20 protein-coding genes are annotated in these 25,822 nt (G+C 40.5%); 16 read left to right on the top strand and 4 right to left on the bottom strand.

Annotation, left to right across the window (positions count from 1 at the left end):
- The first annotated feature begins 177 nt into the window (after positions 1-177).
- Complete coding sequence (locus tag ACOI22_RS13335; protein ID WP_420672610.1) at positions 178-1,905, top strand: helix-turn-helix domain-containing protein; 1,728 nt, start codon at positions 178-180, stop codon at positions 1,903-1,905.
- Positions 1,906-1,966: 61 nt separating this feature from the next.
- Here the strand turns inward: ACOI22_RS13335 and ACOI22_RS13330 are convergent, their stop codons facing one another.
- On the bottom strand, positions 1,967-4,174 hold the full coding sequence (locus ACOI22_RS13330; protein WP_420672983.1) for an ATPase, T2SS/T4P/T4SS family: 2,208 nt from the start codon (positions 4,172-4,174) through the stop codon (positions 1,967-1,969).
- A 536-nt stretch (positions 4,175-4,710) separates the two neighbouring features.
- Here ACOI22_RS13330 and rpsJ point away from each other — a divergent pair.
- Genes rpsJ through rpsQ form a run of 11 tightly spaced genes read left to right on the top strand, consistent with a single transcriptional unit; the run spans position 4,711 to position 9,641 of the window.
- A complete protein-coding gene (gene rpsJ / locus ACOI22_RS13325) occupies positions 4,711-5,022 on the top strand; it encodes a 30S ribosomal protein S10 (RefSeq protein WP_006012796.1) in 312 nt (103 codons plus the stop codon).
- Between the two features lie 18 nt (positions 5,023-5,040).
- On the top strand, positions 5,041-5,679 hold the full coding sequence (gene rplC / locus ACOI22_RS13320; protein ID WP_420672609.1) for a 50S ribosomal protein L3: 639 nt from the start codon (positions 5,041-5,043) through the stop codon (positions 5,677-5,679).
- A 14-nt stretch (positions 5,680-5,693) separates the two neighbouring features.
- On the top strand, positions 5,694-6,299 hold the full coding sequence (gene rplD, locus ACOI22_RS13315) for a 50S ribosomal protein L4 (protein ID WP_420672608.1): 606 nt from the start codon (positions 5,694-5,696) through the stop codon (positions 6,297-6,299).
- Complete coding sequence (gene rplW, locus ACOI22_RS13310; protein WP_420672607.1) at positions 6,296-6,595, top strand: 50S ribosomal protein L23; 300 nt, start codon at positions 6,296-6,298, stop codon at positions 6,593-6,595. Before rplD ends, rplW begins: the two co-directional genes overlap by 4 nt.
- Before the next feature lie 11 nt (positions 6,596-6,606).
- Complete coding sequence (rplB, locus tag ACOI22_RS13305) at positions 6,607-7,431, top strand: 50S ribosomal protein L2 (RefSeq protein ID WP_420672606.1); 825 nt, start codon at positions 6,607-6,609, stop codon at positions 7,429-7,431.
- Between the two features lie 15 nt (positions 7,432-7,446).
- A complete protein-coding gene (gene rpsS / locus ACOI22_RS13300) occupies positions 7,447-7,722 on the top strand; it encodes a 30S ribosomal protein S19 (protein ID WP_420672605.1) in 276 nt (91 codons plus the stop codon).
- An 11-nt stretch (positions 7,723-7,733) separates the two neighbouring features.
- The gene (rplV, locus tag ACOI22_RS13295) at positions 7,734-8,066 is read left to right on the top strand and encodes a 50S ribosomal protein L22 (RefSeq protein ID WP_420672604.1); all 333 of its coding nucleotides are present in this window, start codon (positions 7,734-7,736) and stop codon (positions 8,064-8,066) included.
- 9 nt (positions 8,067-8,075) lie between these two features.
- The gene (gene rpsC, locus ACOI22_RS13290) at positions 8,076-8,777 is read left to right on the top strand and encodes a 30S ribosomal protein S3 (protein WP_420672603.1); all 702 of its coding nucleotides are present in this window, start codon (positions 8,076-8,078) and stop codon (positions 8,775-8,777) included.
- Positions 8,778-8,779: 2 nt separating this feature from the next.
- Positions 8,780-9,193: a 50S ribosomal protein L16 gene (gene rplP / locus ACOI22_RS13285; RefSeq protein ID WP_420672602.1), complete on the top strand. Its 414-nt coding sequence runs from the start codon at positions 8,780-8,782 to the stop codon at positions 9,191-9,193.
- Entirely contained in the window at positions 9,193-9,384 is a 192-nt protein-coding gene (rpmC, locus tag ACOI22_RS13280) for a 50S ribosomal protein L29 (protein WP_420672601.1), read from the top strand. The genes rplP and rpmC overlap by 1 nt, the downstream gene beginning before the upstream one ends.
- Positions 9,384-9,641, top strand: a complete 258-nt coding sequence (gene rpsQ / locus ACOI22_RS13275) for a 30S ribosomal protein S17 (protein ID WP_420672600.1) — start codon at positions 9,384-9,386, stop codon at positions 9,639-9,641. The genes rpmC and rpsQ overlap by 1 nt, the downstream gene beginning before the upstream one ends.
- Before the next feature lie 84 nt (positions 9,642-9,725).
- Here the strand turns inward: rpsQ and ACOI22_RS13270 are convergent, their stop codons facing one another.
- Entirely contained in the window at positions 9,726-10,541 is an 816-nt protein-coding gene (locus tag ACOI22_RS13270) for a hypothetical protein (protein WP_420672599.1), read from the bottom strand.
- Positions 10,542-10,855: 314 nt separating this feature from the next.
- Here ACOI22_RS13270 and ACOI22_RS13265 point away from each other — a divergent pair, with 314 nt between their 5' ends.
- Complete coding sequence (locus ACOI22_RS13265) at positions 10,856-12,724, top strand: S8 family peptidase (RefSeq protein WP_420672598.1); 1,869 nt, start codon at positions 10,856-10,858, stop codon at positions 12,722-12,724.
- 113 nt (positions 12,725-12,837) lie between these two features.
- Positions 12,838-16,083, top strand: a complete 3,246-nt coding sequence (locus tag ACOI22_RS13260; protein WP_420672597.1) for a two-component regulator propeller domain-containing protein — start codon at positions 12,838-12,840, stop codon at positions 16,081-16,083.
- Between the two features lie 41 nt (positions 16,084-16,124).
- Here ACOI22_RS13260 and ACOI22_RS13255 read toward each other — a convergent pair whose 3' ends face one another.
- Positions 16,125-19,073 carry a sigma 54-interacting transcriptional regulator gene (locus tag ACOI22_RS13255; protein WP_420672596.1) on the bottom strand — a complete coding sequence of 983 codons (2,949 nt, stop codon included), beginning with the start codon at positions 19,071-19,073 and terminating at the stop codon, positions 16,125-16,127.
- A 278-nt stretch (positions 19,074-19,351) separates the two neighbouring features.
- Here ACOI22_RS13255 and ACOI22_RS13250 point away from each other — a divergent pair, with 278 nt between their 5' ends.
- Both ACOI22_RS13250 and ACOI22_RS13245 read left to right on the top strand, forming a co-directional pair.
- Positions 19,352-22,078, top strand: a complete 2,727-nt coding sequence (locus ACOI22_RS13250) for an ATP-binding protein (RefSeq protein ID WP_420672595.1) — start codon at positions 19,352-19,354, stop codon at positions 22,076-22,078.
- Positions 22,072-23,409, top strand: a complete 1,338-nt coding sequence (locus ACOI22_RS13245; RefSeq protein ID WP_420672594.1) for a 3-deoxy-D-manno-octulosonic acid transferase — start codon at positions 22,072-22,074, stop codon at positions 23,407-23,409. Before ACOI22_RS13250 ends, ACOI22_RS13245 begins: the two co-directional genes overlap by 7 nt.
- A gap of 47 nt (positions 23,410-23,456) precedes the next feature.
- Here the strand turns inward: ACOI22_RS13245 and ACOI22_RS13240 are convergent, their stop codons facing one another.
- Positions 23,457-25,625, bottom strand: a complete 2,169-nt coding sequence (locus ACOI22_RS13240; protein WP_420672593.1) for a M3 family metallopeptidase — start codon at positions 25,623-25,625, stop codon at positions 23,457-23,459.
- Between the last annotated feature and the right edge of the window lie 197 nt (positions 25,626-25,822).

Here is a 25,822-nt window from a genome sequence, read left to right as displayed (position 1 = left end):
ATAAATTAGACGCTTAACTTTTTGTAAAATTAAAAGTCCTTAAATTACAATACTTGGTCAAAAAAGAGATAGAAACCGCTTTATTAATCGCCTATTGTTGAACCACGATTTAGTGCTTGTTTAGTCAAGCCGTTTGTAAAATCATGTTAAACCAGTTAGACAGGGATAGTTAGTTGTATGCAGTATATCCAATTGCAGGAAGTGGGCAGCTTCCATTTATTTTTAGCCGTCAGTATTTTAATCGCTTGTTCATTTATAATAGGCGCCTTCTCTTATCATTTATACCTTAAAAGCACTCAGCCTTTATTAAGCGAGCTAAGGCAAAACGAGCCTAATGAAACGCTTGCGGAGCACATTCTCAAACAAAATTTTGTGTTAGCTAGCAGAATTCGTTCAATCATCAAAAGTATTATTAACTCCAATTACGTATTAAGTGACAAAGGCCTTTATGCATCACTTTTACAAACCCCACTGCGTGACAATATACAAGAGTTAAGGCTAGTGGCCAGCGCACTTATGCAGCAACAAGTACTTGAGCCGTCCAAAACGAGGCAGGACCAGTTTGAAACGCCCAATGAGGTTCAATGGGAAGATTTGGGTGGGCTTATACAAGAGCAACTTGAAGCGTTTAGATGTTTATGTTCACAGCACAATATTTCGTTTAATTTTGATAACAGATTACCAACAGGCTTTCACACGGATGTTAGATGGTTACGCTGTGCAATCCAGGAGCTTATATCAAACGGAATAAAAAACAATCGCAGCGATATTGCGATTGAGCTGAAGGCTGAGTTAGAAAATGAGCAGCTCTTTATTTGTGTTTCAGACAACGGTAAAGGCCTTCCTGGCGATATAAGTAATAAGTTACTTTCTGGTTTGCCTAGTAAAGTACAGTGGATAAGGCGAAGTGATGCTCAATTACATTCGTTAAACTTATTCAGCATTCAAGGGCATTTGCGGTCAATAGGTGGGCACTTGCATGTTCAAAGCGCTAAACATTATGCTACAAGGGTGGTTATGCAAATGCCGATGGCTTCAAATGCATATAGCGTGAGTGAGGCAAAAACGCAAAACATCAATGGTTTAGCTAACGAAATAAACGAAACAACTGCGCAAAGCTTTACCACGCAAACTGAACGAGTTTTACTAATTGAAAGTAATCAAGGCTATGCTTCATCACTTATTGAACAACTCGCCAAACAATACCACGTAACACACAGTAAAAGTATAGAAGCGGGCGTTCAAATACTTGAAAGTAATAACGTTAGTTGTATTTTAATAGACGCAGAATGCGATTTTAGCAATGGCTTTTCCTTGATGGCATATTTACAAAACAGCCAAAGCTTTCAAGATATCCCGGTCGTTTTACTTGGTCAAAATGATCCCAACATAAGCCAGCTTAGCACGCTTAGTGCAGGGTTCTCTGCCACTATCGAAAAACCTTTTATGCCGAGTGTATTAAAAGTACTCGTTAAACAAGTGCTTGATGAAAAGCGTAAGATACAGCAACGAATAGAAAACGAGTTAGCTATTTACCATGCAAATTTATCGGGCATCGAAACGGTTAGCAGCGCTGAAGAAAAACTGTTTACCGACAAATTTAATGCACTTCTTGAAGAGCATTTTTGCGATGAAAGCTTTACGCGTAAAACCGCTGCAGATTTGCTCTTCATGAGCGAAAAAACGCTAAGCCGAAGACTGTCATCGTATTACAAATCAGGTTTTTCCGAGCTTGTGAAACGCTTTCGCTTAGTAAAAGCTAAAAATAAAATAAGACAAGGAGAGCAGGTTACGCAAGTGGCTTACGATTGCGGCTTTAGTTCGCCCTCATATTTCACGCAGTGTTTCAGAAGTGAATATGGCTTTGCACCTTCAAAGCTTAACAAGCTACAAAATTGCGCTTAATTAAATAACAAATAGAAGTTACGTAAGATTAATCACAAGTGATTGGGTAAGCTGACTTGTCCTAACTAATTCCACCTAGTATTTGAATTTGTGCAATGTCGGTATCACCCTTTATGACTTTTAACACCGCATCTTGTATTAGAGTACGCATACCATCGTCAATGGCTTGTGCTTTCATTTGATTAACGGAAACCTCTTTATAAATCATTGAACGTAAGGCTGGTGTCATAGTTAATAGCTCATGCACACCGGTTCGGCCTTTGTAGCCGGTATCTCCGCATTCCTCGCAACCTTTCGCTTTACAAATCTTAAAATCATCTTGCAGGGCTAATTCACTAAAATGTTCTTCCCCATACTGTCGTTTTAAAAATGCAATTTCGTCGTTACTTGCTGGTGCCGCTTCCTTGCAATTTTTACACAAGGTTCTAATCAAGCGTTGCGCCAATATACCTACACATGCATCTGAGAAGTTGACAGGGTCAAGTCCTAAATCGAGTAAACGCGTAATGGTTTCGGGCGCTGAGTTTGTGTGAAGTGTTGATAACACCATGTGGCCGGTTAAAGATGCTTCTATCCCTGCATGCGCAGTTTCTTTATCACGCATTTCACCAATAAGAATAATATCTGGGTCAGCGCGCAAAAAAGCTCTTAGTGCATTGGCAAAGGTAAATCCAATTTTAGGGCTCACTTGCACTTGCTGTAGCCCCGGTTGTGTGATTTCAACAGGGTCTTCTGCAGTCCATATTTTTTTATCAGGGGTATTTAAGTAACCTAATACGGCGTGCAGTGTTGTGGTTTTTCCAGAGCCGGTTGGTCCCACTACAAGTAAGATGCCATGCGGTTTCTTTATCATCTTCTCAAGGCTTTCAATATTGCGCGGTGATAAGTTCATCTTTTCAATGGGCATTGCACCACCGGTAGCTAATATTCGCATCACCACGCCTTCACCCGCTACTGTAGGTATAGTGGCAACACGTACTTCAACTGATTGCCCTGACATCTTAAACGCTAATTTCCCATCTTGAGGCACGCGTTTTTCAGCAATATTCAAGCTGGCCATAATTTTGATGCGCGCAATTACAGCATTATGATGGGATGCAGGAACTTGGTTAATATCGCGAACTACGCCATCAACCCTCATACGTACTCGAGTAGGTGCACCTTTCTCTGGATCAATGTGTATATCAGAAGCATTTAAGCGTTTAGCATCGTGTAAAACTCTTGAAACTAGGCGAACTACCGCGGGCGCGTCTTCAGCTAAATCGTCACTTTGATCGTCTATTTCATCGCTGCTAGTCCCAATTTCATCTAGTATTTCATCAAGTTCACCAGGGCCCGAGCCTGACGTGTTCTCGCCTAAATATTGCAATATACAATTAGGCAAACTCACCGCTATATCGTAACTATCTATACCCAAAGCGCTTTCTATTTCCATAAGTAGCGATGCGTTATTCGGCTCGGCCATAAGTACCGTTGGATTTTCTCTGGCATCTGCTACAACGGCCACAAAATTGCGCTTTAAGTATGAAAGGTTTAGTTTGGCGTCAGTTTGATATAAATGAAAGGTATCAGGAAGGTAGGGAATAAACGGTACCTGATAATGCATTGAAATGGCGTTGCCAATTTCGTCTTCACTAATACGATGTTCAGAACTTAAGCGCTGAATGCTATGCCTGATGTTATCTTCTTCGCTGATTTCATCGACATATTTTTGCTTAATCAACCCTTTATGCACCAAAAAATCAAACGGATGTTTGGTGCCGCCAAGTTCGTATCTGAACTTATCACCTAAAATGTCTGCTATTTTTTGCGCCAATGCTAAATCAGTATTGTTAAAGTTATCGTCTAACTTGTTTATTACTTGCATAACGCCCATAAGAACACCTGCGTTCATAACGGGGACGCACAATATATTTTGCGTCTTAAACTTATTGGTTTGATCAAACTTTTTATCAAACCTCAAACGTGAATGCACGGCTTGAAGTACTTGGTCTTCATAAGGGTTATTTATGATAGTGGCTTGTTGCGACATTGCCACGTATCCAGCAATAGACTGCGGGCTTATGGCCACCTTTATTTCACGCATTTCTTTACCGGTTTTGTACCGAGCGACTAAATCTTGTTGTTGGAGACGACGCTGAAACAAGGACATACGTGACGCATTAAACGCCTTTAATATATTAGGTTCAATATGCTGATATGCAGCCAATAAATTTGGAAATTCATTCACTTGGGTTTGTAAGAGATTTAACATCTCGGCTTGTTGCATATCATCTAGCATATAAATTTACTACTCAACTGAAAAAACGCTTATCGGTTAATATCGGCTTTAGTCAAAAAAACATAACCATTAGTCGCTATGCGTATTGAACTAGATTACGCACATCGCTACACCTTTTATAGTAAACCGCAAGTTGCCTAACATTACTGCTGTACATAAGAGCGTATTTATGAAAAGTTGGATTTTGTATTTATAACGGGTTTTTCGAGGGTTTTAGTACATTAGCCCTTGCGTTTATTATTTGTACATGTATAATTCGCGCCCACTGTCAGATGCAAACAGTTACTTTGTTCGCAACTAGACATGATTTAGTGGGTAATATTCTAGGTCAACGAGCTTTATGCTTCTTTAGTTATTACCACCTGAGCCAATGTAAATTGGTTTCAATGTAAAGCACTAACAATGAACAAGATTCCAATAAGGAATCATTGGTTTACGCACATCTTTTCTCCCGTCTTTATTTAGAAAGGCAATAAGGGGCAGAAAAGGTGAATTTTTTTGTTCTTTCGATTGGAGCTTAATCGATGCCAAATCAAAGAATTCGTATTCGTTTGAAAGCGTTTGATCATAAATTGATTGATCAGTCTACAGCGGAAATCGTTGAAACAGCTAAGCGTACCGGCGCGCAAGTTAGTGGTCCTATTCCATTACCTACACGCAAAGAGCGTTACACTGTATTAACGTCACCGCACGTAAATAAAGACGCGCGAGACCAGTACGAAATCCGCACACACAAGCGTTTAGTAGATATCATTGAACCAACTGATAAAACAGTTGATGCTTTGATGAGATTGGACTTAGCAGCGGGCGTTGATGTTCAAATCAGCCTAGGCTAATAAAAGAGGGTAATAACAATGTCGATTGGTCTTATCGGTCGTAAAGTGGGTATGACTCGCATCTTCACAGAAGATGGCGTTTCTATTCCAGTGACTGTTATCGAAGCGACCCCTAACCGAGTGACTCAGTTACGTACTGATGACACAGACGGTTATCGTGCACTACAGGTTACCGCAGGCACCAAAAAAGCTAACCGCGTAAATAAAGCTGCAGCAGGTCATTTTGCTAAAGCTGGCGTAGAAGCTGGTCGTGGTTTGTGGGAATTCCGTCTTGCAGGAGACGAGGGTGCTGATATTGAAGTGGGCAGTGAATTAACTGTTGAAATCTTCAACGACACTAAGAAAGTAGATGTCGCAGGCACATCAAAAGGTAAAGGTTTTGCCGGTGGAATTAAACGTTGGAACTTTAGTCACCAACGTAATACACACGGTAACTCACTATCTCACCGTGCACCTGGTTCAATTGGTCAAAACCAATCACCAGGTAAAGTATTTAAAGGTAAGAAAATGGCTGGTCAGCTTGGTAACAAGCGTATCACCACTCAATCTTTAGAACTTGTACGTGTAGATGCTGAAAACAACCTTTTATTAATCAAAGGTGCCGTACCTGGCGCAACTGGTGGCGATGTAATCGTACTACCAGCTGTTAAAGCGTAACTGGGAGTGAACTGATGGAATTAACATTGAAAGACGCAAATAGCGCTCTTGAAGTATCAGACGCCACTTTTGGTCGTGAGTTTAACGAAGCTCTTGTACACCAGGTTGTAGTAGCCTTTGGTGCAGGTGCTCGTCAAGGTACTAAAGCACAAAAAACTAGATCAGAAGTACGTGGTGGCGGTAAGAAGCCATGGCGTCAAAAAGGCACTGGCCGTGCTCGTGCTGGTACTATCCGAAGCCCAATTTGGGTTGGTGGTGGTCGTGCATTTGCTGCGAAGCCTCGTGACTTTGATCAAAAAGTAAATAAAAAGATGTACCGTGGTGCTCTAAAAAGCATCCTTTCAGAATTGGTACGTCAAGACCGCTTAATCGTGGTTGAGAAGTTTAGCGTTGAAGCTCCTAAAACTAAGGAACTTATTGCTAAGCTAAACGAACTAGAGCTTAAAGATGTATTGATTGTTACCGCAGAGCTAGACGAGAACTTGTTCTTAGCTTCACGTAACCTTTACAAAGTTGACGCTCGTGACGTTCAAGGCATCGACCCTGTTAGCCTTATCGCTTTCGATAAAGTATTAATGACAGCTGACGCCGTGAAACAACTTGAGGAGGCTTTAGCATGAACGAACAACGTTTATTAAAAGTGCTTCTAGCACCTCATGTTTCTGAGAAAGCTACATTAGCAGCTGAAACTAACAACACTTTCGTTTTTAAAGTACTTAAAAACGCCACTAAAGCTGAAATTTCAGCTGCTGTAGAGAAACTTTTCGAAGTTGAAGTACAGGGCGTGCGTACTGTAAACGTAAAGGGTAAAGTTAAGCGCCATGGTGCTTCTTTCGGCAAACGCAGCGACTGGAAAAAAGCATATGTTGTGCTTAAAGAAGGTCAAGACATCGACTTCGTCGATGCGGCTGAATAAGGGGATTTGAAATGCCATTATTAAAAGCTAAACCAACCTCTGCTGGTCGTCGTCATGTTGTTCAGGTAATCAACCCTGATCTACATAAAGGAGCGCCTTACGCACCTTTACTAGAAAAAAACAGCAAGTCTGGTGGACGTAACAACAACGGTCGTATTACCGTTCGTCACATTGGTGGTGGTCATAAGAATCATTACCGTGTAATTGACTTTAAACGCAACAAAGATGGCATTCCAGCTAAAATTGAGCGTTTAGAATACGATCCAAACCGCTCTGCGAACATTGCACTTGTGCTTTATGCAGACGGTGAGCGTCGTTATATGCTTGCGCCTAAAGGTGCTAAAGCAGGCGATGCAATCCAATCTGGTGCTGATGCTCCAATCAAAGCAGGTAACGCTATGCCAATGCGTAACATGCCGGTTGGTACAACAGTGCATGCGATCGAAATGAAGCCAGGCAAAGGTGCTCAAATTGCACGTTCTGCTGGTGCTTATGCACAAATCTTAGCGCGTGAAGGAACTTATGTGACTTTACGTTTGCGTTCGGGTGAAGTGCGTAGAGTTTTATCTGACTGCCGTGCAACTATCGGTGAAGTGGGTAACTCTGAGCATATGCTTCGTTCACTAGGTAAAGCCGGTGCAAACCGCTGGCGCGGAATTCGCCCAACTGTTCGTGGTGTTGCCATGAACCCGGTTGATCACCCACACGGTGGTGGTGAAGGTCGTACATCTGGTGGTCGTCATCCAGTAAGCCCTTGGGGTGTTCCTACGAAAGGTAAGAAAACCCGAAGTAATAAGCGTACCGATAAACTTATCGTACGTCGTCGTAACAAGTAAAAGCGAGGATTCACCATGCCACGTTCTCTCAAGAAAGGTCCTTTTATTGACCTGCACTTGCTGAAGAAGGTAGAAGCTGCATTGGAAAAGGGCGACAAGAAACCAATTAAAACTTGGTCACGTCGCTCCATGATAAGCCCTGATATGATCGGCTTAACCATTGCAGTCCATAACGGTCGCCAACACGTTCCTGTATTTGTCAGTGACGAGATGGTTGGCCATAAGTTGGGCGAATTTGCTCCAACGCGTACTTATCGCGGCCATGTCGCAGATAAGAAAGCGAAACGATAAGGGAGATAAAAATGGAAGCTTTAGCTAAACACCGTTTTGCTCGTACGTCGCCGCAAAAAGCACGCTTGGTAGCAGATCAGATTCGCGGGTTACACGTTGAGAAAGCACTTGAAGTGCTGGCTTACAGCCCAAAGAAAAGCGCAGCGCTAGTCAAGAAAGTTCTTGAGTCAGCGATCGCTAATGCTGAAAACAACGAAGGCGCAGATATTGACGAATTGTCAGTAGCTAAAATCTTTGTTGATGAAGGCCCAACTATGAAGCGTATTAAGACACGTGCTAAAGGCCGTGCTGATCGTATTTTTAAGCGTAGCAGTCACATAACTGTGGTTGTGGCGGATAACTAGGAGTAGATAATGGGACAGAAGGTTCATCCTACCGGTATACGCCTGGGTATCAGCAAACCATGGAACTCTACTTGGTACGCTAATACAGCAGAATATGCCGATAACTTATACAGTGACCATCAAGTTCGTCAGTATCTGACAAAAGAACTTAAAAATGCGTCACTTTCTAAAATCGTAATCGAACGCCCAGCTAAAAGCATACGTGTCACTGTACACACTGCTCGCCCTGGTGTAGTAATCGGTAAAAAAGGTGAAGATGTAGAAAAGCTACGTAATCACATCACCAAGCTTGCTGGCGTGCCAGCACAGGTGAATATTGCCGAAGTTCGTAAACCTGAGCTAGATGCACAGCTAGTTGGAGATTCTATCTCTAGCCAGTTAGAACGTCGTGTTATGTTCCGTCGCGCTATGAAGCGTGCAGTACAAAATGCAATGCGTTTAGGTGCTTTAGGTATCAAGGTTGAAGTAAGTGGTCGTTTAGGTGGCGCAGAAATCGCTCGCTCTGAATGGTATCGTGAAGGTCGTGTACCTTTGCATACATTCCGTGCTGATATTGATTATGCAACATCAGAAGCGTTAACTACTTACGGAATCATTGGTGTTAAGGTTTGGATCTTTAAAGGTGAGGTTCTTGGTGGATTGCCATTAGTGCAAGAACAACCAGCACCAGCACCTAAAAAGAAAGGCCGCAACACTAAGCGAGAGGGCTAATCATGTTACAACCAAAGCGTACGAAATTTCGTAAAATGCATAAAGGTCGTAACCGTGGACTTGCTATTGCCGGTGGTAAAGTAAGCTTCGGCACCTATGGCCTAAAAGCTATTGGTCGTGGTCGTATGACCGCTCGCCAAATTGAAGCAGCACGTCGTGCCATGACTCGTCATGTAAAACGTCAAGGTAAAATTTGGATCCGTGTGTTTCCTGATAAACCAATTACTGAGAAGCCTCTAGAAGTGCGTCAAGGTAAAGGTAAAGGTAACGTAGAATACTGGGTTTGCCAAATTCAACCAGGACGCGTTTTATACGAGATGGAAGGTGTGCCAGAGGAACTTGCACGTGAAGCTTTTGCTTTAGCAGCTGCAAAGTTACCATTTAAGACAACCTTTGTAACTCGGACGGTGATGTAATGAACACGACTGAACTGAGAGAAAAAAGTGTAGAAGAGTTGAATACTGAATTAACTAACTTGCTTCGCGAGCAGTTTAATTTACGTATGCAACACGCTACCGGTCAACTCGAAAAAACTGACCAACTTAAAACAGTACGTCGTAGCATCGCACGTGTAAAAACAATCATGACTCAAAAGGCTGATAAATAATGACTGAACAGAAAATTCGTACAGTTCAAGGCCGTGTGTCAAGCAACAAAATGGATAAAACCATTACTGTTGTTGTAGAAAGATTTGTTAAACACCCTATTTATGGGAAGTTTATTAAACGTTCTACTAAGTTACACGCACATGACGAAGCTAACGTTTGCAACGAAGGCGATTTAGTGTCTATCACTGAATGTCGTCCTTTGTCTAAGTCTAAGACTTGGATGTTAGTTGACGTACTAGAAAAAGCACGAGTGTAAACTTAAGCTTTTCTAGCTGCATAATATGCAAATGAAAAAAGGCGCTTAGTAATAAGCGCCTTTTTTATTATCTTAAATTGTGATTTATTTTATTTTTAGCGCCTCTGAGGGAATATCAAGATAAAGCGTTATCATTCGACCTTTTCGCATTACCGTAAACTCTAGTGTATGCGCCATTTTTAACTCTTCTTTTATCAGTTCAAATTCATTTTCAACCGTTACACTTTTGCCGTTTATAGTTTTAAGCACATCATCTTCCTGAAAGCCTGCCTGCGCAAACAAAGCAGGGTTGAGGCCAGGCTTCACCAGTACACCATCAGCTATAAATGGCGTAGGAATCAAAATAGCCAAGTGCTCAATAATACGTGGGCGAGAGCCTATTTCTTGAGGTGTCATATTTAGCAATTCTTCTCGAGTCTTAATTTCACTGGGCATTTTATCTTTTAGTAAATTAGGTTCGGTAAGTTCAATTATATAAATTTGATCGTTAAATTTAACTTCAATTGCATTACTTTGTATGGCGTTTAACTGCATATGCGTATTTAAGATGTAATCGCCTAATGAATACTCATATAGCTCGCCTTTAAATGAAATAAGTGCCAATGATCGGGTTTCAACAGCATCAATATACAAACCTACTAACATAAATTGAGGTAAAGACTTCTTGTTGATGTTTGATGATACGGGTTTGTGTGCACTGCTATTTGCTGATACCACTGCAGAGCGCATTTGATCAGAGTGCGATGTTGAGGGTGAATCATCCGTCTTACCATATTGCTCTCCAATATTAGGAATAGCAGATTCCTTATATGTATCGTTTTCTAATACCATCACGCTTACCGAATAAATTACGCTGATTGCTAGCAAGACTAATAATATACTCGTGTAATTAAAGCGCATATAAAAACATTTAGACCTTAAATAAGTGATTCATTTGTTAGGGGTTATCGGCTTAATGATAATTTTCTCAAGTCAATGTTCGTTAAGGTAATGCGCAGTTCATTTTTTAAAAATTAAAATTAGCACTGTTCATTTATTTAATAGAATACTTAAGTTAAAAACTGAATTGTTCAATTGTTAAGTGATGACTTCTGAAACACTGTGACCCAAATAAAGTCATTCTTAATCAACGGTTTATGATTTAAAAAATTCTGGCATGTTTAATGCTAATAGGAGATTCAGAATAGAGTCCAATGATGTATTGAGGTAGTTAAATGAAGTTCGTAAGCAGCCTAGTAGTTTTCGTAGTTATTGTCTTTGCTTATTATAGCCAGCAAAGCGCGACTGAAGAAAAAGCCACTACCAACCTTAATGTTTCTGATCCTGCAAAATCTTATATTCTACAAGGTGCTAACTCAAACCACTTAAATGCGGTAGTAAGTAATGTTGGGGGGGATGTTAGCCGTGAGTTTCCTATTATTAACGCTGTCAGCGCAATATTAACGCCTTCTCAGGTTGCCACCATTAGAGCCATTGGCGGTATACGAGTACAAGATGACAGAACTGTTATGACCATGGGTATGAATGAAGTTGCTGTACAGCAGCTTAAAAAGTTTCAAATTAATAATTTAATTGCGGAACAAACGGGTGCAAATATTCTGCATGATAAAGGCGTAACGGGTAAGGGTGTTACCGTTGCTATTATTGATAGTGGTAGCAACATGGGCGGAAAAATTGGGCAGTTTCTTTTTAAAGATACGCGCGGATATCAGCGAGTAGCGGTAAAATATGACGCGATTCGTGGTCGCAAAACTTATTATTACAATGACGATACAAATGGTCATGGTACACATGTTGCGGGGATTATTGCATCAAGTCTACAAGATGATGAAGGTAACTATAACGGTATCGCACCCGATGTGAACGTGCTTTCGGTAAGAGCTTTTAATAGTGATGGTGAGTCAAGCTATTCAACGGTTCTTGATGGACTTAACTGGGTTTATAACAACCGCTACAGATATAAAATAAAAGTATTGAATATGTCATTGGGTGCAGACGTTGATAGCCATTATTGGAATGACCCAATCAACCAAGCTGTAATGCGACTATGGGATGCTGGTGTGGTAGTTGTGAGCTCTGCCGGTAACAATGGCAAAGATGCTGGTATTACAGTGCCTGGTAATAATCCTTATATCCTAACTGTAGGCGCAGTTACTGATGCCTCAACACCATATGACCTAAGTGATGATCGCATAGCAACATTCTCTTCTAAGGGGCCTACGGTAGAAGGTTTCATTAAACCTGAAGTCGTTGCCTATGGCACGAATATAGCGTCTAAAATGGACGAGAGATATTTTAGAAAGGCAATGAAACTAAGCAAAAAGGGTGAGAACTACACTGAAATTTCGGGTACCTCTCAAGCATCTGCCGTTGTAGCTGGAATTGCGGCACTTATTGTATCAAGCGATCCATATATTTCACCTGATGACGTGAAGTGCCGTATTATAGCCTCTGCAAAAGCGGCTAATAATGGCGAAACATTGAGTTACAGCCCATTTCAACAAGGAGCCGGACTAGTTAACGCATATGATGCGGTAACCAGTATTGCAACGGGTTGCGCAAACACAAATCTAAATATTGACGAAGACCTTGCCGGCGCTAACCACTTTAGCGGCCCGGCCAGAGTAGATAACGATGGTGTACCTTACATTGAGCTTGATGACGGTACTTTTCTAAGCGAGGGCGATTTTTGGCAAAACAGTGAAGTTAGCTTAGAAGGAGCTCATTGGAAGGGCAGTGTTTTTGATTTGCAAGGTTCACACTGGGGCTCGAGCGTATTGAGTCAGAATATTAAAAGCTTAAATGGTGGAATTCTTAATCTACAAGGCAGTCACTGGTCGAACGCTATGATTGGTTTGCAAGGGGCACATTGGTCAGCAGGAAAAGGTTTAAATTTGTTAGGCGCTCACTGGAGTAAAAATATTGTAGATTTATTAGGTGCACACTGGAGTAAAGAAACCATGCTATTGCAAGGTTCTCATTGGGGCGAAACGGGTGTACTGAATCTACAATCAGCCGACCTGAACCCAGAGCCTATTGACCCAACGATTGCCATTGATATGGAAGAGGATGGCTGGAATTAGGTAGTCCTTTAACAACTTGAACAATAAAAAGACCATCCTCGTGATGGTCTTTTTATTAAGATTTTAATCTTGCTGACGATATAGACTTATGCCCTTGCTAACTATGACAAAGAATGCCCTTTCGACATCATCGTAAATCCTCATTAGACTTTTGCCTAGCCATATTAGTGGTGCTCACTATTTTTATGCCTAGGGCATTGGCTGAGACTTCCAATATCCGTTTCGAAAGCATCGATATAGACGAAGGTTTATCACAACAAAGTGTGCTATCTATTTTTCAAGATTCTAAAGGCTATATGTGGTTTGGCACTCAAGAAGGACTAAATCGCTACGACGGAATCTCGTACACTATATATAAACCCGAAATAAACAATCCCGATTCAATTTCCGATGCTTGGATTAAGTCTATTGCTGAAGATGAGTTAGGCTATTTATGGATAGCAACAGAAAACGGGATGAATAGATTTGACCCAAGCAGCGAAAAATTTACAAGGTTTATCCCGAATCATCATAATGTGGGTCTAAATCACAAAGCTATAAATGCAGTAATAAGCGCTCGAAACAATACTATTTGGGTGGCAACGCAAAAAGGCTTGAATAAATATCTGCATGAAGAGCAGCGTTTTATGCCGTTTAATTTTCTAACTGGTGATGGCGATAGTGTAAACGTGCTAGCTATGGCAGAAGATATTGCTGGAAACTTATGGTTAGGAACTTCTAAATATGGTTTAGCAAAATTTGACACGCAAACAGAGCAGCTAATTTTTGTTGATTCACACATAAATGATGTACGAGGTGATAAGCATTCACTTATAAAGTCATTATTTATAGACGATGAGCAAGTATTATGGATAGGTACACACCACTTTGGTTTGTATACGCTAGACTTAAAACAGCCAGTTAAGCAGGACGAATCGCCCACTATAAAACTTGAGTCATTAGTCAATAATGAAAGTTTAAATACTATAACAAAAGATGTGCAGGGAAGACCTTGGGTGGGCACTGAGAAGGGATTGTATTACCAAAATCAGTTAAGCGGTAAATTTGTAAAGCACCTGCAAGCAATTGAAAATGCAAAGTTTGATAACAACAAAATTTGGAGCCTGTATCCTGACGACGGCGGTGTTTTATGGCTTGGTTCTTTTGTGGGTTTGATGAAATGGAATACGCGCACGACTCAATTTGAGCACTATTTTAAAGATGCTCTCCAAGGAGGGGAATTATCTGACAATAACATTACGGCTATTGCAGTATCTCTACAAAATGAAATGTATGTAGGAAACTTTGAATCTGTTGATATTGTTTCGTTAGATACCAATACAACTAAGCAATTGCCAATAAAACGCCCCGGTAGCCAATTTGATGATGGTTTACAGGCAAGTGATGTGATGTCAATTTTGTGGGTGAGCGATGAAGAGGTTTGGTTCGGTCACCAAACTGATGGTGTTACAAAATACAATCCAAAAACTAAGCAATACAAATACTATAGGCACGACCCTGACGACCCAAGCACCATCGGCGAAATGGGTATTACTGCAATTATAAAAGCGCAAGACGGGACAATTTGGTTTGGTACCTATGGTGGAGGTTTGAGTCAATATGTATCTAAAACAGATTCGTTTGTGCGATACACTCATGACCCAGCTGATATATCAACCTTAAGTGACAACAGGGTTATAGTCTTACATGAAGACAAAGAAGGGCGCATTTGGATTGGTACGGTAGCGGGCCTAAATGTGTTGGTGCCTAAAACAGGTACCGTATTTAGAATCCAACAAGATGAAAGTTCGGTGAGCAGCTTAGCCAGTAATTTTATATGGTCTATTTTACCTGATAGTGACGACAATGTTTGGGTAGGCACCCAAGGCGGTGGTTTAAATTTACTTTCTCACATTAATATTGAAAGCGGACGAATAGAGTTTGAGAAGTTTCACACTGGCAACATACTCCCAAGCGATGTGGTATATAGTATTTTAGAGGACGAAGCCGGCTTTTTGTGGCTTACAACGAATAAAGGGATGGTAAAGCTTAATCGCAGAACTAAGCAAGCCTTGATATATACGAAAGAGCACGGGCTTCAAGAAAATGAATTTAACTCAGGTTCGTATTTTAAAGACCACAACGGTTTTATGTATTTTGGGGGCATAAATGGAATCACGCGTTTTCATCCATCCAATATACAAGCTAACCCCGTTGAGCCAAATATCGAATTCACTAATTTTCAACGTTTAAACAATGTAAGTAGTATAGCCTCTCAGCTAAATGATAAAGAGCAACTTGAAGTAGCATATACTGACTATTTAATAGGAATTGAATTTGCCGCACTTGATTACACCGCACCGGCGAAAAATCGCTACAAGTACAAGCTAGAAAACTTTGACCAAGACTGGATAGAAGTACGCGACGTAAAACGCGCTTCATATACAAATTTACCTTCAGGCAAGTACACTTTTAAAGTGATGGCCTCCAACAGTGATGACGTATGGAATAAGAAGGGTAAAAGTATTCAGCTAATTGTGCATCCTGCGCCTTGGTTTTCGTGGTGGGCGTATATTATTTATTTCTTTCTTGTAATGGTGTTTGTCCGCTGGGTTCTTTTACATTATAAACGGAAAGAGAATGCTCAAACGAGATACCAGAAACGGCTAGAGCAGGAAGTCAATGAGCGTACCACTGAGCTTCAAGAGCTCAACGAGCAGCTATTTCAGGCTAGTATAACCGATCAAATGACAGGCTTACATAACCGCCGGTATTTAGATGAGCATATTGGCGAAAAACTGGAAAACATCCTATATGATTTCTCAGAATCTATTTTGGATGACACTATGTCGTGTGTGTCAGGTCCTAGACTTATGGCGCTTATGTTTGACCTTGATGGCTTCAAACCAATTAACGATAATTACGGTCATGAAGCCGGTGACAAGGTAATTAAGCAGGTAGCCAGTATTTTGAAAGAACAGTGTACAAATGAAGATATTGTAGTGCGCTGGGGTGGCGATGAATATCTAATTGTGGCCAGGGTAAATGACTTAAATCATGCCCAACAAGTAGCCGAAAACATTCGATTATCTATTGCAGATTATCAGTTTGATATTGGATTAGCTCGGCGCTTTAGTTTATCTGCTTCACTCGGTTTTGCTTTGTATCCGTTTACTCATCGTGCGCCGCATTCAGTAAGTTGGGACCAAGTGCACTTATTAGCAGACCATGCATTATACAAATCAAAAGAAGCGGGCAGAAATACGTGGTCAGGTATAGTTGAAGCTGATCATGAGCTACCGTTTAGTAAGCTAAATACCTTAGTACCTAATTTAGAATCAACAATTGAAAACGGTGATGTTAAGGTAATTATCCGCTAGCAATTTAGCGTGATTTTATTGAAGTGATAAACTGCAGCGTGTTAAAGCACTATTTTGCGTAGCTTGTACATAGTTGGCTCACTCACCCCCATTAATTCCGATGCAAGCCCCATGTTTGTTGAATAGCGTAGCAAAATTTGTTTAGCCACTAAGTGCTTTACTAGCTCAACGGGGGCTTCAAAAGGTAAATCATTTTCAATTATTTGTATCAGTAAATCTATAATACCTTGCCAAACACCGATATTAGCTAACTTTCCAATAGACAGTTTGGGTTTCAAAAGTCTGCGGCGTGCTGTACTTACTGGAATATTCAACAATGTCGCAACTTTACTATGTGAATCATTGCGCTCGTAGGCCATAAATAGCAGTGTCGACTCAATTATATTACCTATAGCTAGCGTATCATTTTGCTTTTCTATCCATTCCAGCACTTGGCTAATTCGTTGGCAAAAACTATCTTCCCACTCCATTAGTTGTACATCGTCGACAGAACCGGTAATTTCGACCTGTTCAAAGTTTGCAGGTGCGCGAAATGTTGATACTTCATTGTGTAGCGGAATTTCTGCTGCATTGTTCGACGGCGTAAAATGCGGTCTGTCAATTGCTTGTGGCTGACTAGTGCTTGATAAAGTGGGTTGCTCAAGTTGCAAGTCACGAAAGGTAATTTCTTGCTGAGTCGTTAATAGGGTCGCTTGCATTAACTTATTTTCAAGTTCCCTAATGTTGCCAGGCCAATAATAGGCTTTCATCTTTTCAACAGTGCTTTTACTAACAAATTTTTTCTCTATTTCAAATTGGCTGGCAAACTTACTAAGAAAATGCTGGATGAGTAAGTCTATATCCTCGGGGCGCTCACGCAATGGCGGGTTCTGTAAATTAACCACATTTAAACGGTAGAATAGGTCTTTCCTAAACTTTCCCTGTGATACTTCAAAGGCTAAGTCACGGTTAGTGACAGCCACTATTTTAACGTCAACTTTGAGTGTTTGATTGCTGCCCACTGGCGTATATTGTTTTTCTTGTACAAAGCGCAGTAATTTGGGCTGCATTGAAAGCGGTAATTCGCCTATTTCATCTAATACTAGTAGTCCATTCGCGGCGGCTTGAATTTTTCCTTTGTTCTCAGATTGCGCACCTGTAAATGCGCCTTTAACGTGGCCAAATAACTCAGATTCTATTAGTGTTTCTGGAATGGAGCCGCAGTCAACTATAACCATTGCTTGGCTATTTCTGGGGCCAAGTGAATGCAGTGCATTGATTAGTTTTTCCTTACCCGTTCCGCTTTCACCTGTTATTAACACGGTGGTATCTGACTGCGCGGCGCGCTGGGTTTGCTCAATGAGTTTTTGCATGCGCGAAGAGCGATAAACTAGCGCACTTGATTGCATACCTGCTTTAAGTTCAAGTAGTTCTTGAGCCAGTTTGGCATTTTGCTGCTCAAGCTTTTTGTTCAATTCATCTTCTAATTGACTTCGCCTTAATGATTTACCTATTTGGCGGGCAAAACCAATAAAAAGCATGACCGAATCGTGGCTCAATTCTAAAGCGCTTTTGTTCCCTGCAACAAAGAAGCATTTTTCGGTTTTGTTGCCCAGGGGGATAATTAATATGTTATTACCGCTTTCTTCAAGCTCTACGTGCTGAGCATTTTCACTCGCGGTTTTTACGCCGTCTTGCAATGCTTCAAAATGTTCGCTGTCACGTATATCTATATCACTAATATCGGCGGTTTCGGATGCTTGATAGGCATAATTTTCATCAAATTTATTTACGCTAGAAACAACACCTGCAATGTTAAACTCAAAGGTATAAGCAAGGCGTTCAATCACCTGTTTTAAGAGTTTTGCAAAGTGCGGTTCGTCAGCAATTATTGAAGATATATCCCATAGCAATAGCATATTTCTATAGTTTGTGACGTTATCGGGGGTGAATATTCCGCCTAAATAATTGAAAGCTTGTTCATCTAATTTGAATTTATCAGCTTCCCACTGCACAATGCTTGGGAGTTCACTGCCTTGTGCAGCCTTCAGTGCTTGCTCTGTTCTATTAATAAGAATACTTGATGAGCCGCCTTGTTCAAGCTGTGATTCCTCAAGGCTAATAAATGCTAGGCCTATATTGAAGTGAAGCCTAATCGCATTATTTAAATAAGGTTTGTTTTGCAGTGCATGCTGCAATTTTAGAGCAAGTTTATGACCGTCATCTAAGTGACTAGCCTCTATAGCAATACCAAATAACGCACCGCCAAAGCGGCCCGAAACATCATCTTCACGGGTGTATTCACTAATAATATGGGCTATTTCTTGAAGGACTTGATCACCTTGGGCTTGGCCAAATTTTCGATTTACTTGCTGAAAGTCAATGCAATGAATCATACAAAGGGCAACGCTGTTGTCTAAGCTGAGTTGGTCAATCTCTTGTTGCAGTGAGGTTCGGCTGCGTAATTGCGTTAAGCTATCGTTGGTAATTTTGTGATGTTGCTCTACAAGCAATAGTCCATCAAGCACTACCGCTATGAGCGATAAAAGAGACTGTGCTTTTTCACCATCGTATTCTTGCGTGTCAGCATGGCACAGGTCAGTAATGTTTTCTGATTGAGAAGCTAAATCGTGAACGAAGTGAGGAAGTTGCTGTGCGTTAAAGAACCATATTTCAAAACGAAAAGGTTTTTGTTTTGACTTGATTTTTCTACCTGAATCCTTGTTTTCACTAAGGTATTCGTTAAGTGGTGAGCATTCAAGTTTCACCAGCTTTTCATTTAATGAGCTCGCACTGAAGCTATAGCCCTCACGCTCAAACTCACATTCAATAACAAATGACTCTTCGCTTTGTAACTGCGAAATTCGCGCATGAAATAAGTCTCCATCTAGGCCACTTTGATACTTTTGACTGTTTTTATGCTGGTACTCAACAATTTGTAAAAAACTGCTTTGTGATGTTCTCAATAAAAGCGACAACAACTTGTTACGAGAACGATCGGTTATTTGCATCTTTAAATCACTAATAAGATAAATTTTTCATATACTTGTTATCGACATTTCTCAAAGTTTTGTTAGGTATATGTATTTTTCTGCTTGTTTTTTAACCATGGTAATGGAGCCATTTTTTAGCTATATTGCATGCATAGCGGTCGTAAACTACACTTATGTCTAGTTTGCACTCGGGCAATATAAAATTAGTATACAACTGTTCATAACTCTCTAGCTTGCAGCGGATTAGCTAATTACACTGGCAGAGTACAGAGTTAGACGTAATACTGGGAATTAACTTGTCAAATCGTGTAACACTTAGCGCAGCAAATGCAGATATTGACCTTTCTGTTTTATTGAATAACTTAGCCAGTGGCATGGTGTTAGTTAATCAACGAGGCATCGTTGAGTTTTGCAATATCACTATTGCTGAAATCTTCGGTTTTTCCATTGAGGACATATTAGGGAAGCCGCTTTATAATTTACTTATTCCCACTATGCGAGAAGCTCATCAAGCGCATTTTGATACTTTCTTTAAAAAGCCATTTTCGCGATCAATGGGTGATGGGGCATCTTTTCCAGCCCAGCATGCAAGCGGCAAGACAATTTATGTAAGTATTGGATTGCGCCCTTTAACGCTAAAAAATGAAGAGTTTGTTTTAGCGACCATCACACCTGCCTCTCGACTAAATGAAACCACTAAATCATTGGCCGCTAGTGAAGCCAATTTGAGCCGCAGAATTAATGAAAACAAGCGCCTAAAGCATGTGGCTGAAAGTAGCGATGACGCTGTGTTTTTATTAGATTTAAAGTATTGTATTAATTGGGTAAACAAAGCTGCAGTTAACTTAACTGGCATGACGAGTACAGAGTTAAGCGGTCAGAAAATTCTCTCTTTTATATTGGTCGAAAATAACAATCATCAAATAAACTCCCTGCGTGAAGCTTTATCAGAAGGGCGTTCGTATAGTGGTGAAATTGAATTGCGTCATAATGGCGGTGATAGGGTACAAATTAATGCTAGTTTACAACCAGTATTTGAATCAGATATTTTGCAGGGGTTCTATTTTACCGCAAAAGACGAGACCAATCGCCGCCGCTTAGAAATGCAAAAGCGCAATAATACAGAGCTACTTGAAACAACCGCTCGAATTGCCAAGCTAGGCTTTTATTCGCTTGATTTATTAACTGATGAATTAATATGGTCTGAAGAAATATATAAAATTCATGAATTGCCAGTAAATCAACTTGTCGTCATTGATGATGCTATTAGTTACTATGCACCAAGTGCCCAAGAGACAATAAAAGCAGCCGTTGAGCGCTGCATAGAAACCGGTGAGTCATTTGATCTTGAACTCCCTTTTACTACGGCAGAAGGCAAAGCCATATGGGTACGTTCAGTAGGGTATGCTGAATTTAAAAATGGTAAGCCAATCAAACTAAAGGGCGCACTACAAGATATTACGAATCTTCGCCAAGCGGCAATTGATGCCGAACAGGCTGCATTAGCAAAAAGTAGCTTTTTGGCTAATATGAGTCATGAGCTTCGCACGCCTATTGCAGGCGTTATAGGTGTTGGTGAGTTATTGTCGTCTACCGACTTAGCGCCTGAGCAAATTCACTATTTAAACCTTATAAATCAAAGTGCAGAAAGCTTACTGTTTTTGGTAAATCAGGTGCTTGACTATGCAAAGTTAGAATCAGGTTCACAAAAATTACAGGAATCATATTTTGATCTGGTTGATTTTTCATTTAATAAAACGCAAGTCCACAAATTAGCTGCTCAGAAAAAAGCGTGTATCTTCAGTGTTTCTATTGACCATAATTTGCCTCGTTTCATTTTTGGTGATAAAAGCCGAATCGCTCAAGTAATAGATAATTTGTGCTCAAATGCGGTTAAGTTTACTGATTCAGGGCAAATAAAGTTAGCTTTACGTTACCAAGACAATAATATATTGCGATGCGAGGTCAGTGACTCAGGAGTGGGGATCAAAACACAAGACGCATCTAAGCTGTTTAGTGAGTTTCAACAAGTGGATTCATCTTTTAGCCGTATTCATCAAGGCACTGGCTTAGGCTTAACAATTTCAAAGCAACTAGTAGAGTTGATGGGCGGGGAAATAGGGCTACAGAGCACATTTGGGAAAGGGTCAACTTTCTGGTTTACCTTGCCGCTAAAGGTGAAGGACGAACAAGCAGAAGTAAGCGTTGAAGGCGCGCTACCTGATACTTTGCTATTAGTTGCAAATGAAGTACAGGCTGATATATGGCAAGCGCAAGCCAACACAAAAAAGTGCAGAATGAAAATATGTACGCTGGTTTCTGAGCTAATCAGTGAACTGAAAGCTAACGCTAGTTGGCAGGTGATACTTATTGCAGGCTTGAGTGGTGAAATTCCCGTTGCTACTTGCATAGCTTCTATTCAGAGGCAAATGTGTGCAAGCCAAAAATGCGTGCTCATAAACCCAATTCTTAATAGTAGCAACAGCGCTTGTGACAGTATAATAAATGACGAGGCTAAGCTAACGCTTATAAATGCGCCTGTTTCAACATCCCATGTGTCATTAGAAAGTATAACGCTTGAGCGTTTTCACCACTATGTGGAATGGACAGCAAGCAACAAATTAATTTATGTACATGACTTAAGTGCTTATAGCACCTTGATTGTTGAAGATAACGAGATTAACCAAGTGCTTTTTCGAGAAATGTTAAGCCAAACAAAAATTAATATTACTTTTGCAAGTAATGGTAAAGAAGCGTTAGACATTTTATACGAAAAAAGCAAAAAGTTTGATTTAATCATTATGGATTGCCAAATGCCGATTATGGACGGTTTTGCAGCCACTGAGGCAATAAGATTGCATCAAGATGAAGAAATAGCGGATATAAGGATATGTGCTGCAACTGCTCATGGATTCAAAGAGGATGTGGAAAAGTGTTTAGCGGTTGGCATGAATGATGTACTGGTGAAGCCTTTTTCAAAAGAACAATTGCTAAATAGCGTATTACGCAATTTACAATGCTAACAAATTTTTATGAGCCTAAACCGCAAAAATTCAGACAAAACTTTGTTCGCTGGCTGTACACCGTATTCATAATTTTCTCTTATTTAAGAGGCCTATTAGGGCTGAAGAAAACAAAATCGCCATTAGGCGTGAATACTAAAGCACAACTATATACAAATCTAAAAGTTGGGGGGATTCATCTTCACTGCACTTCTATTAACGAAATAAATATAGTGCAAGGTTTAGTGAACGAGTGGCTAAATGCGTATCCAAAAAACCAAGTTACATTGAGTACACCTTCAGTTGAGTGTGCACAGTTTGCATTAAATGTGTTTAACAATAAAGTTCAGCACGCCATTGTTGAGTATGATCTACGCACGTATTTACAGCCATTTATTAATGCTTTAAAGCCACAAGTTAGCTTACTAGTAGGGGCAAACATATGGCCAAACTTATTACAAATATGCTACCAAAACAATATTGCTTGCGCGCTAATAAATGCCAGTATGCATCAGAGCGAGTTGAGTTATGCGAAACGGTATGCGTGGCTTTATCGCAATACACTGCGCCGCTTTGATGCAATTTGTACCATTGATAGGGAGTCATTTGAAAATTTCTTAGCGTTTGGAATGTATAAGCCTCAATTACATATTTCTCGAAATATAAAATTTGACATATTACCTGATCCAAAAGATGAGGTATTGGGCGAAGCATTTGTATCGTACTTTGGATTTGAAAATGATACGTTCATATTAGGTGCCGGCACGAGTGAAGCCGAAGAAAAGCAATTATTGAATGTTTTCTTAGCGATGAAAAAGCACCATACCACCTTACGTTTGGTCGTTGTGCCTTTATCACGAGCTAGTTATGATGATGTATGCCTAAAATTTCGCGCGTCAGGCCTTGAAACTTATCAATATAGTGATTACTTAAATAACGAAAAGACCCTTGATGTATCGCTTCGCCCTAGCCATGTACCTGATTGCATAGTGGTCAATAGTATAAGCATGTTAAATGCCTTAAGTAGCTCAGCTTTTCTTTCTTTTATTGGCTCGAGTGATGCATCACTTGTAGGTCAAAGCTGCATGCAAGGCGCACTCAATTGTAAGCCTATGATGATAAACGCAGCTGGTTTTGATAGTGATATGGTGTGTGATTATTTGCATAACTTAAATGCATTGGCAGTCGTAAATAACTCTCGCGAGCTGTATGAAGCTACAGAGCATTGGCTTACGAACAAAGAGTTAGCTAAATTCGATGGAGAGCGTGGCTCTAAAGCCTTGCTGCGAAATGGCGGCGCTATTGAGATTACAATGAACCTTATTCATCGCCTAATAGAAAAGCATAAATAACACGAACGCTCTTACTTCAAGCGTTCGCGTTTACTTCATACTGCTGCTTATTCTTTTGGTAAAGGAAAGCCGCGGTCACGCATTAAGGCTTCAACATTTGCATCACGCCCTCTAAACTTACGATACGCTTCACCTGGCTCCATAGCATTTCTGACTGAGAATAAGTATTTCACAAGGCGTTCACTTAACTCTTTATCGTAAAAGCCACCTGGTGCGTTGGCGAATGCTTCGGCTGCGTCAGATGTTAAGACTTCAGCCCACATATAACCATAATAGGCTGCTGCATAGCCCTCGCTTGAGAATATGTGCATAAACTGCGTACTTCTATGACGCATAACAACTTCTTCTGGCATATTTAAGCGGCGCAGTTGTTCGCGCTCAAACTCTTGTGGGTCAATGTCACTAGGGTCGGTAGTGTGATACAACAAGTCCATAATTGCTGAAGACATATACTCAGTGGTTTTAAAACCTTCATTAAAGGTAGCGGCTTGTTTAATTTTGGCTACCAAGCTTTGTGGAATAGGCTCGCCAGTTTGATAATGCACCAAATAATTATTAATTACTTCATCGGTAAGCAACCATCTCTCTAATAGCTGAGATTGAAATTCTGTGTAGTCGCGCACACCTGAATGTGAGCTTGGATATTTAACCGTAGCTGACAAAAAGTGAAGCGCATGGCCAAATTCATGAAAATAGGTTTCTGCGTCATCCCAAGAAATTAATGTGGGTTCTGAGTCAGGTCCCTTCACAAAGTTAGAATTGTTTGATGAGAGCACTGATTTTTCACCCTCAAAGGTTGTGTAAGAACGATAAGTGGTGGCCCACGCGCCAGAGCGTTTCCCTTGGCGAGCGAACGGGTCTAAGTACCATAAGCCAATGAACTTGCCGGTGGTTTTATCATTTACTTCCCACACTTTTACATCTTCATGAAAAACCGGCACTTTGCCACTTGGTACTTCTGTGAAAGCAAAGTTGAATAACTCGCCAGCCACGTAAAACATTGCTTCACGCAGTTTATCAAGTTGTAAGTATTGTTTTACTTCATCTGAATCTAGGTCAAATTTCGCCTTTCTGACTTTCTCAGCATAGAATCTATAATCCCATGGTGCGATAGTTATGTTAGCGTTTTCTGCATCAGCAATAGCCTGCATATCTGCCACTTCTTCTTCCACTCGTGCAATAGCAGCTGGCCACACTTTTTCCATTAAGTCCATCGCGTTTTCAGGTGTTTTAGCCATGCGATCTTCTAAACGCCATTGGGCGTAGTTTTCATAGCCAAGAAGGCCTATGCGCTCATGGCGTAGTGTTAGTATTTGCTTAATGAGTGCGTTGTTGTCATTCTCATCACCATTGTTACCCCTTGAGTAATATGTTTCCCACACGCGCTGTCGTAAGTCTCTATCTGTTGAATAGGTCAGAAATTGGTCCATAGATGAGCGGGAGTTAGTGACTGCATACTTACCTTCAAAGCCACGCTCAGAGGCCATGCTGGCAGATGATTTAACGAATGACTCAGATAAACCGTCGAGTTGTTCCTCAGTTAAATACAGCACATAACCTTCTTCATCTGCTAGCACGTTATTAGCGAATTTAGTCTGTAATCCGGCTAATTCTTGATTGATTTCGGCATAACGTTTTTTATCTTCTGCATTTAGTAAGGCACCATCGCGAACAAAGCCATGGTAGCGATTCGACACGATACGCTGCTCTTCAGCGGTAAGTGTTGCCATTTCTTCACTTTCATATACGTCTTTAATTCGTTCGAAAAGTGCTTTGTTTTGCGATATTTTTGAACGGTAAGCGCTAAGCTTAGGGGCCATTTCTCGCTGAATTTCCCTAAATTCTGCTGATGATTTGTTTGAACTCCATATGCCCCAGTATCTAAATACTCGACCAAGCGCCTTACCGGCTTTTTCCATCGCAACAATCGTATTTTCGAAAGTAGCAGGAGCGGGATTGTTGGCAATTACCTGATATTCAGCGAGTGATGCTTGCATACCATACTCAAGCGCCGGTTTTAATTGTGCTAAGTCCATTTTATCAAAAGCGGGAACGCCTCCGTAGGGCCCTTTAAATTCGGCAAGCAGCACATTGTTGTTGATTTTTTGCGTATTAATTTTAGCCTGTGTAATAGGTGAAGGCGCTTGCGTTGATGTGCAAGCATTGAGTCCAAGTAAAATCGCTACTGAAAGCGTAGCTAAAAGAGGTTTCTTCATTATTATTCCTTTTGATTTCTGTCTTGTTTATCTATGTAATTATTATTATGTACTTATTTAAGCGTCTTTATTTACGTTTTACCACGGAATCGAGATTAAAGTGGCTAAAATGTAAACTAATCGGTTAATAATTGCTCGCTTGTCGCTATATGTCTGAAAAATATGTTAATTAATATATAAAAAGCTGTCATGGTAGT

Source organism: Glaciecola sp. 2405UD65-10 (genome assembly GCF_048820975.1).
GTDB lineage: Bacteria > Pseudomonadota > Gammaproteobacteria > Enterobacterales > Alteromonadaceae > Glaciecola.
This window is presented reverse-complemented; position numbering and strand designations above follow the sequence as displayed.

Coding starts and splice junctions, on each gene's coding strand:
- ACOI22_RS13335 (WP_420672610.1), top strand. CDS start 178: ATGCAGTATATCCAATTGCAGGAAGTGGGCAGCTTCCATTTATTTTTA.
- ACOI22_RS13330 (WP_420672983.1), bottom strand. CDS start 4,174: ATGCAACAAGCCGAGATGTTAAATCTCTTACAAACCCAAGTGAATGAA.
- rpsJ (WP_006012796.1), top strand. CDS start 4,711: ATGCCAAATCAAAGAATTCGTATTCGTTTGAAAGCGTTTGATCATAAA.
- rplC (WP_420672609.1), top strand. CDS start 5,041: ATGTCGATTGGTCTTATCGGTCGTAAAGTGGGTATGACTCGCATCTTC.
- rplD (WP_420672608.1), top strand. CDS start 5,694: ATGGAATTAACATTGAAAGACGCAAATAGCGCTCTTGAAGTATCAGAC.
- rplW (WP_420672607.1), top strand. CDS start 6,296: ATGAACGAACAACGTTTATTAAAAGTGCTTCTAGCACCTCATGTTTCT.
- rplB (WP_420672606.1), top strand. CDS start 6,607: ATGCCATTATTAAAAGCTAAACCAACCTCTGCTGGTCGTCGTCATGTT.
- rpsS (WP_420672605.1), top strand. CDS start 7,447: ATGCCACGTTCTCTCAAGAAAGGTCCTTTTATTGACCTGCACTTGCTG.
- rplV (WP_420672604.1), top strand. CDS start 7,734: ATGGAAGCTTTAGCTAAACACCGTTTTGCTCGTACGTCGCCGCAAAAA.
- rpsC (WP_420672603.1), top strand. CDS start 8,076: ATGGGACAGAAGGTTCATCCTACCGGTATACGCCTGGGTATCAGCAAA.
- rplP (WP_420672602.1), top strand. CDS start 8,780: ATGTTACAACCAAAGCGTACGAAATTTCGTAAAATGCATAAAGGTCGT.
- rpmC (WP_420672601.1), top strand. CDS start 9,193: ATGAACACGACTGAACTGAGAGAAAAAAGTGTAGAAGAGTTGAATACT.
- rpsQ (WP_420672600.1), top strand. CDS start 9,384: ATGACTGAACAGAAAATTCGTACAGTTCAAGGCCGTGTGTCAAGCAAC.
- ACOI22_RS13270 (WP_420672599.1), bottom strand. CDS start 10,541: ATGCGCTTTAATTACACGAGTATATTATTAGTCTTGCTAGCAATCAGC.
- ACOI22_RS13265 (WP_420672598.1), top strand. CDS start 10,856: ATGAAGTTCGTAAGCAGCCTAGTAGTTTTCGTAGTTATTGTCTTTGCT.
- ACOI22_RS13260 (WP_420672597.1), top strand. CDS start 12,838: ATGCCCTTTCGACATCATCGTAAATCCTCATTAGACTTTTGCCTAGCC.
- ACOI22_RS13255 (WP_420672596.1), bottom strand. CDS start 19,073: ATGCAAATAACCGATCGTTCTCGTAACAAGTTGTTGTCGCTTTTATTG.
- ACOI22_RS13245 (WP_420672594.1), top strand. CDS start 22,072: ATGCTAACAAATTTTTATGAGCCTAAACCGCAAAAATTCAGACAAAAC.
- ACOI22_RS13240 (WP_420672593.1), bottom strand. CDS start 25,625: ATGAAGAAACCTCTTTTAGCTACGCTTTCAGTAGCGATTTTACTTGGA.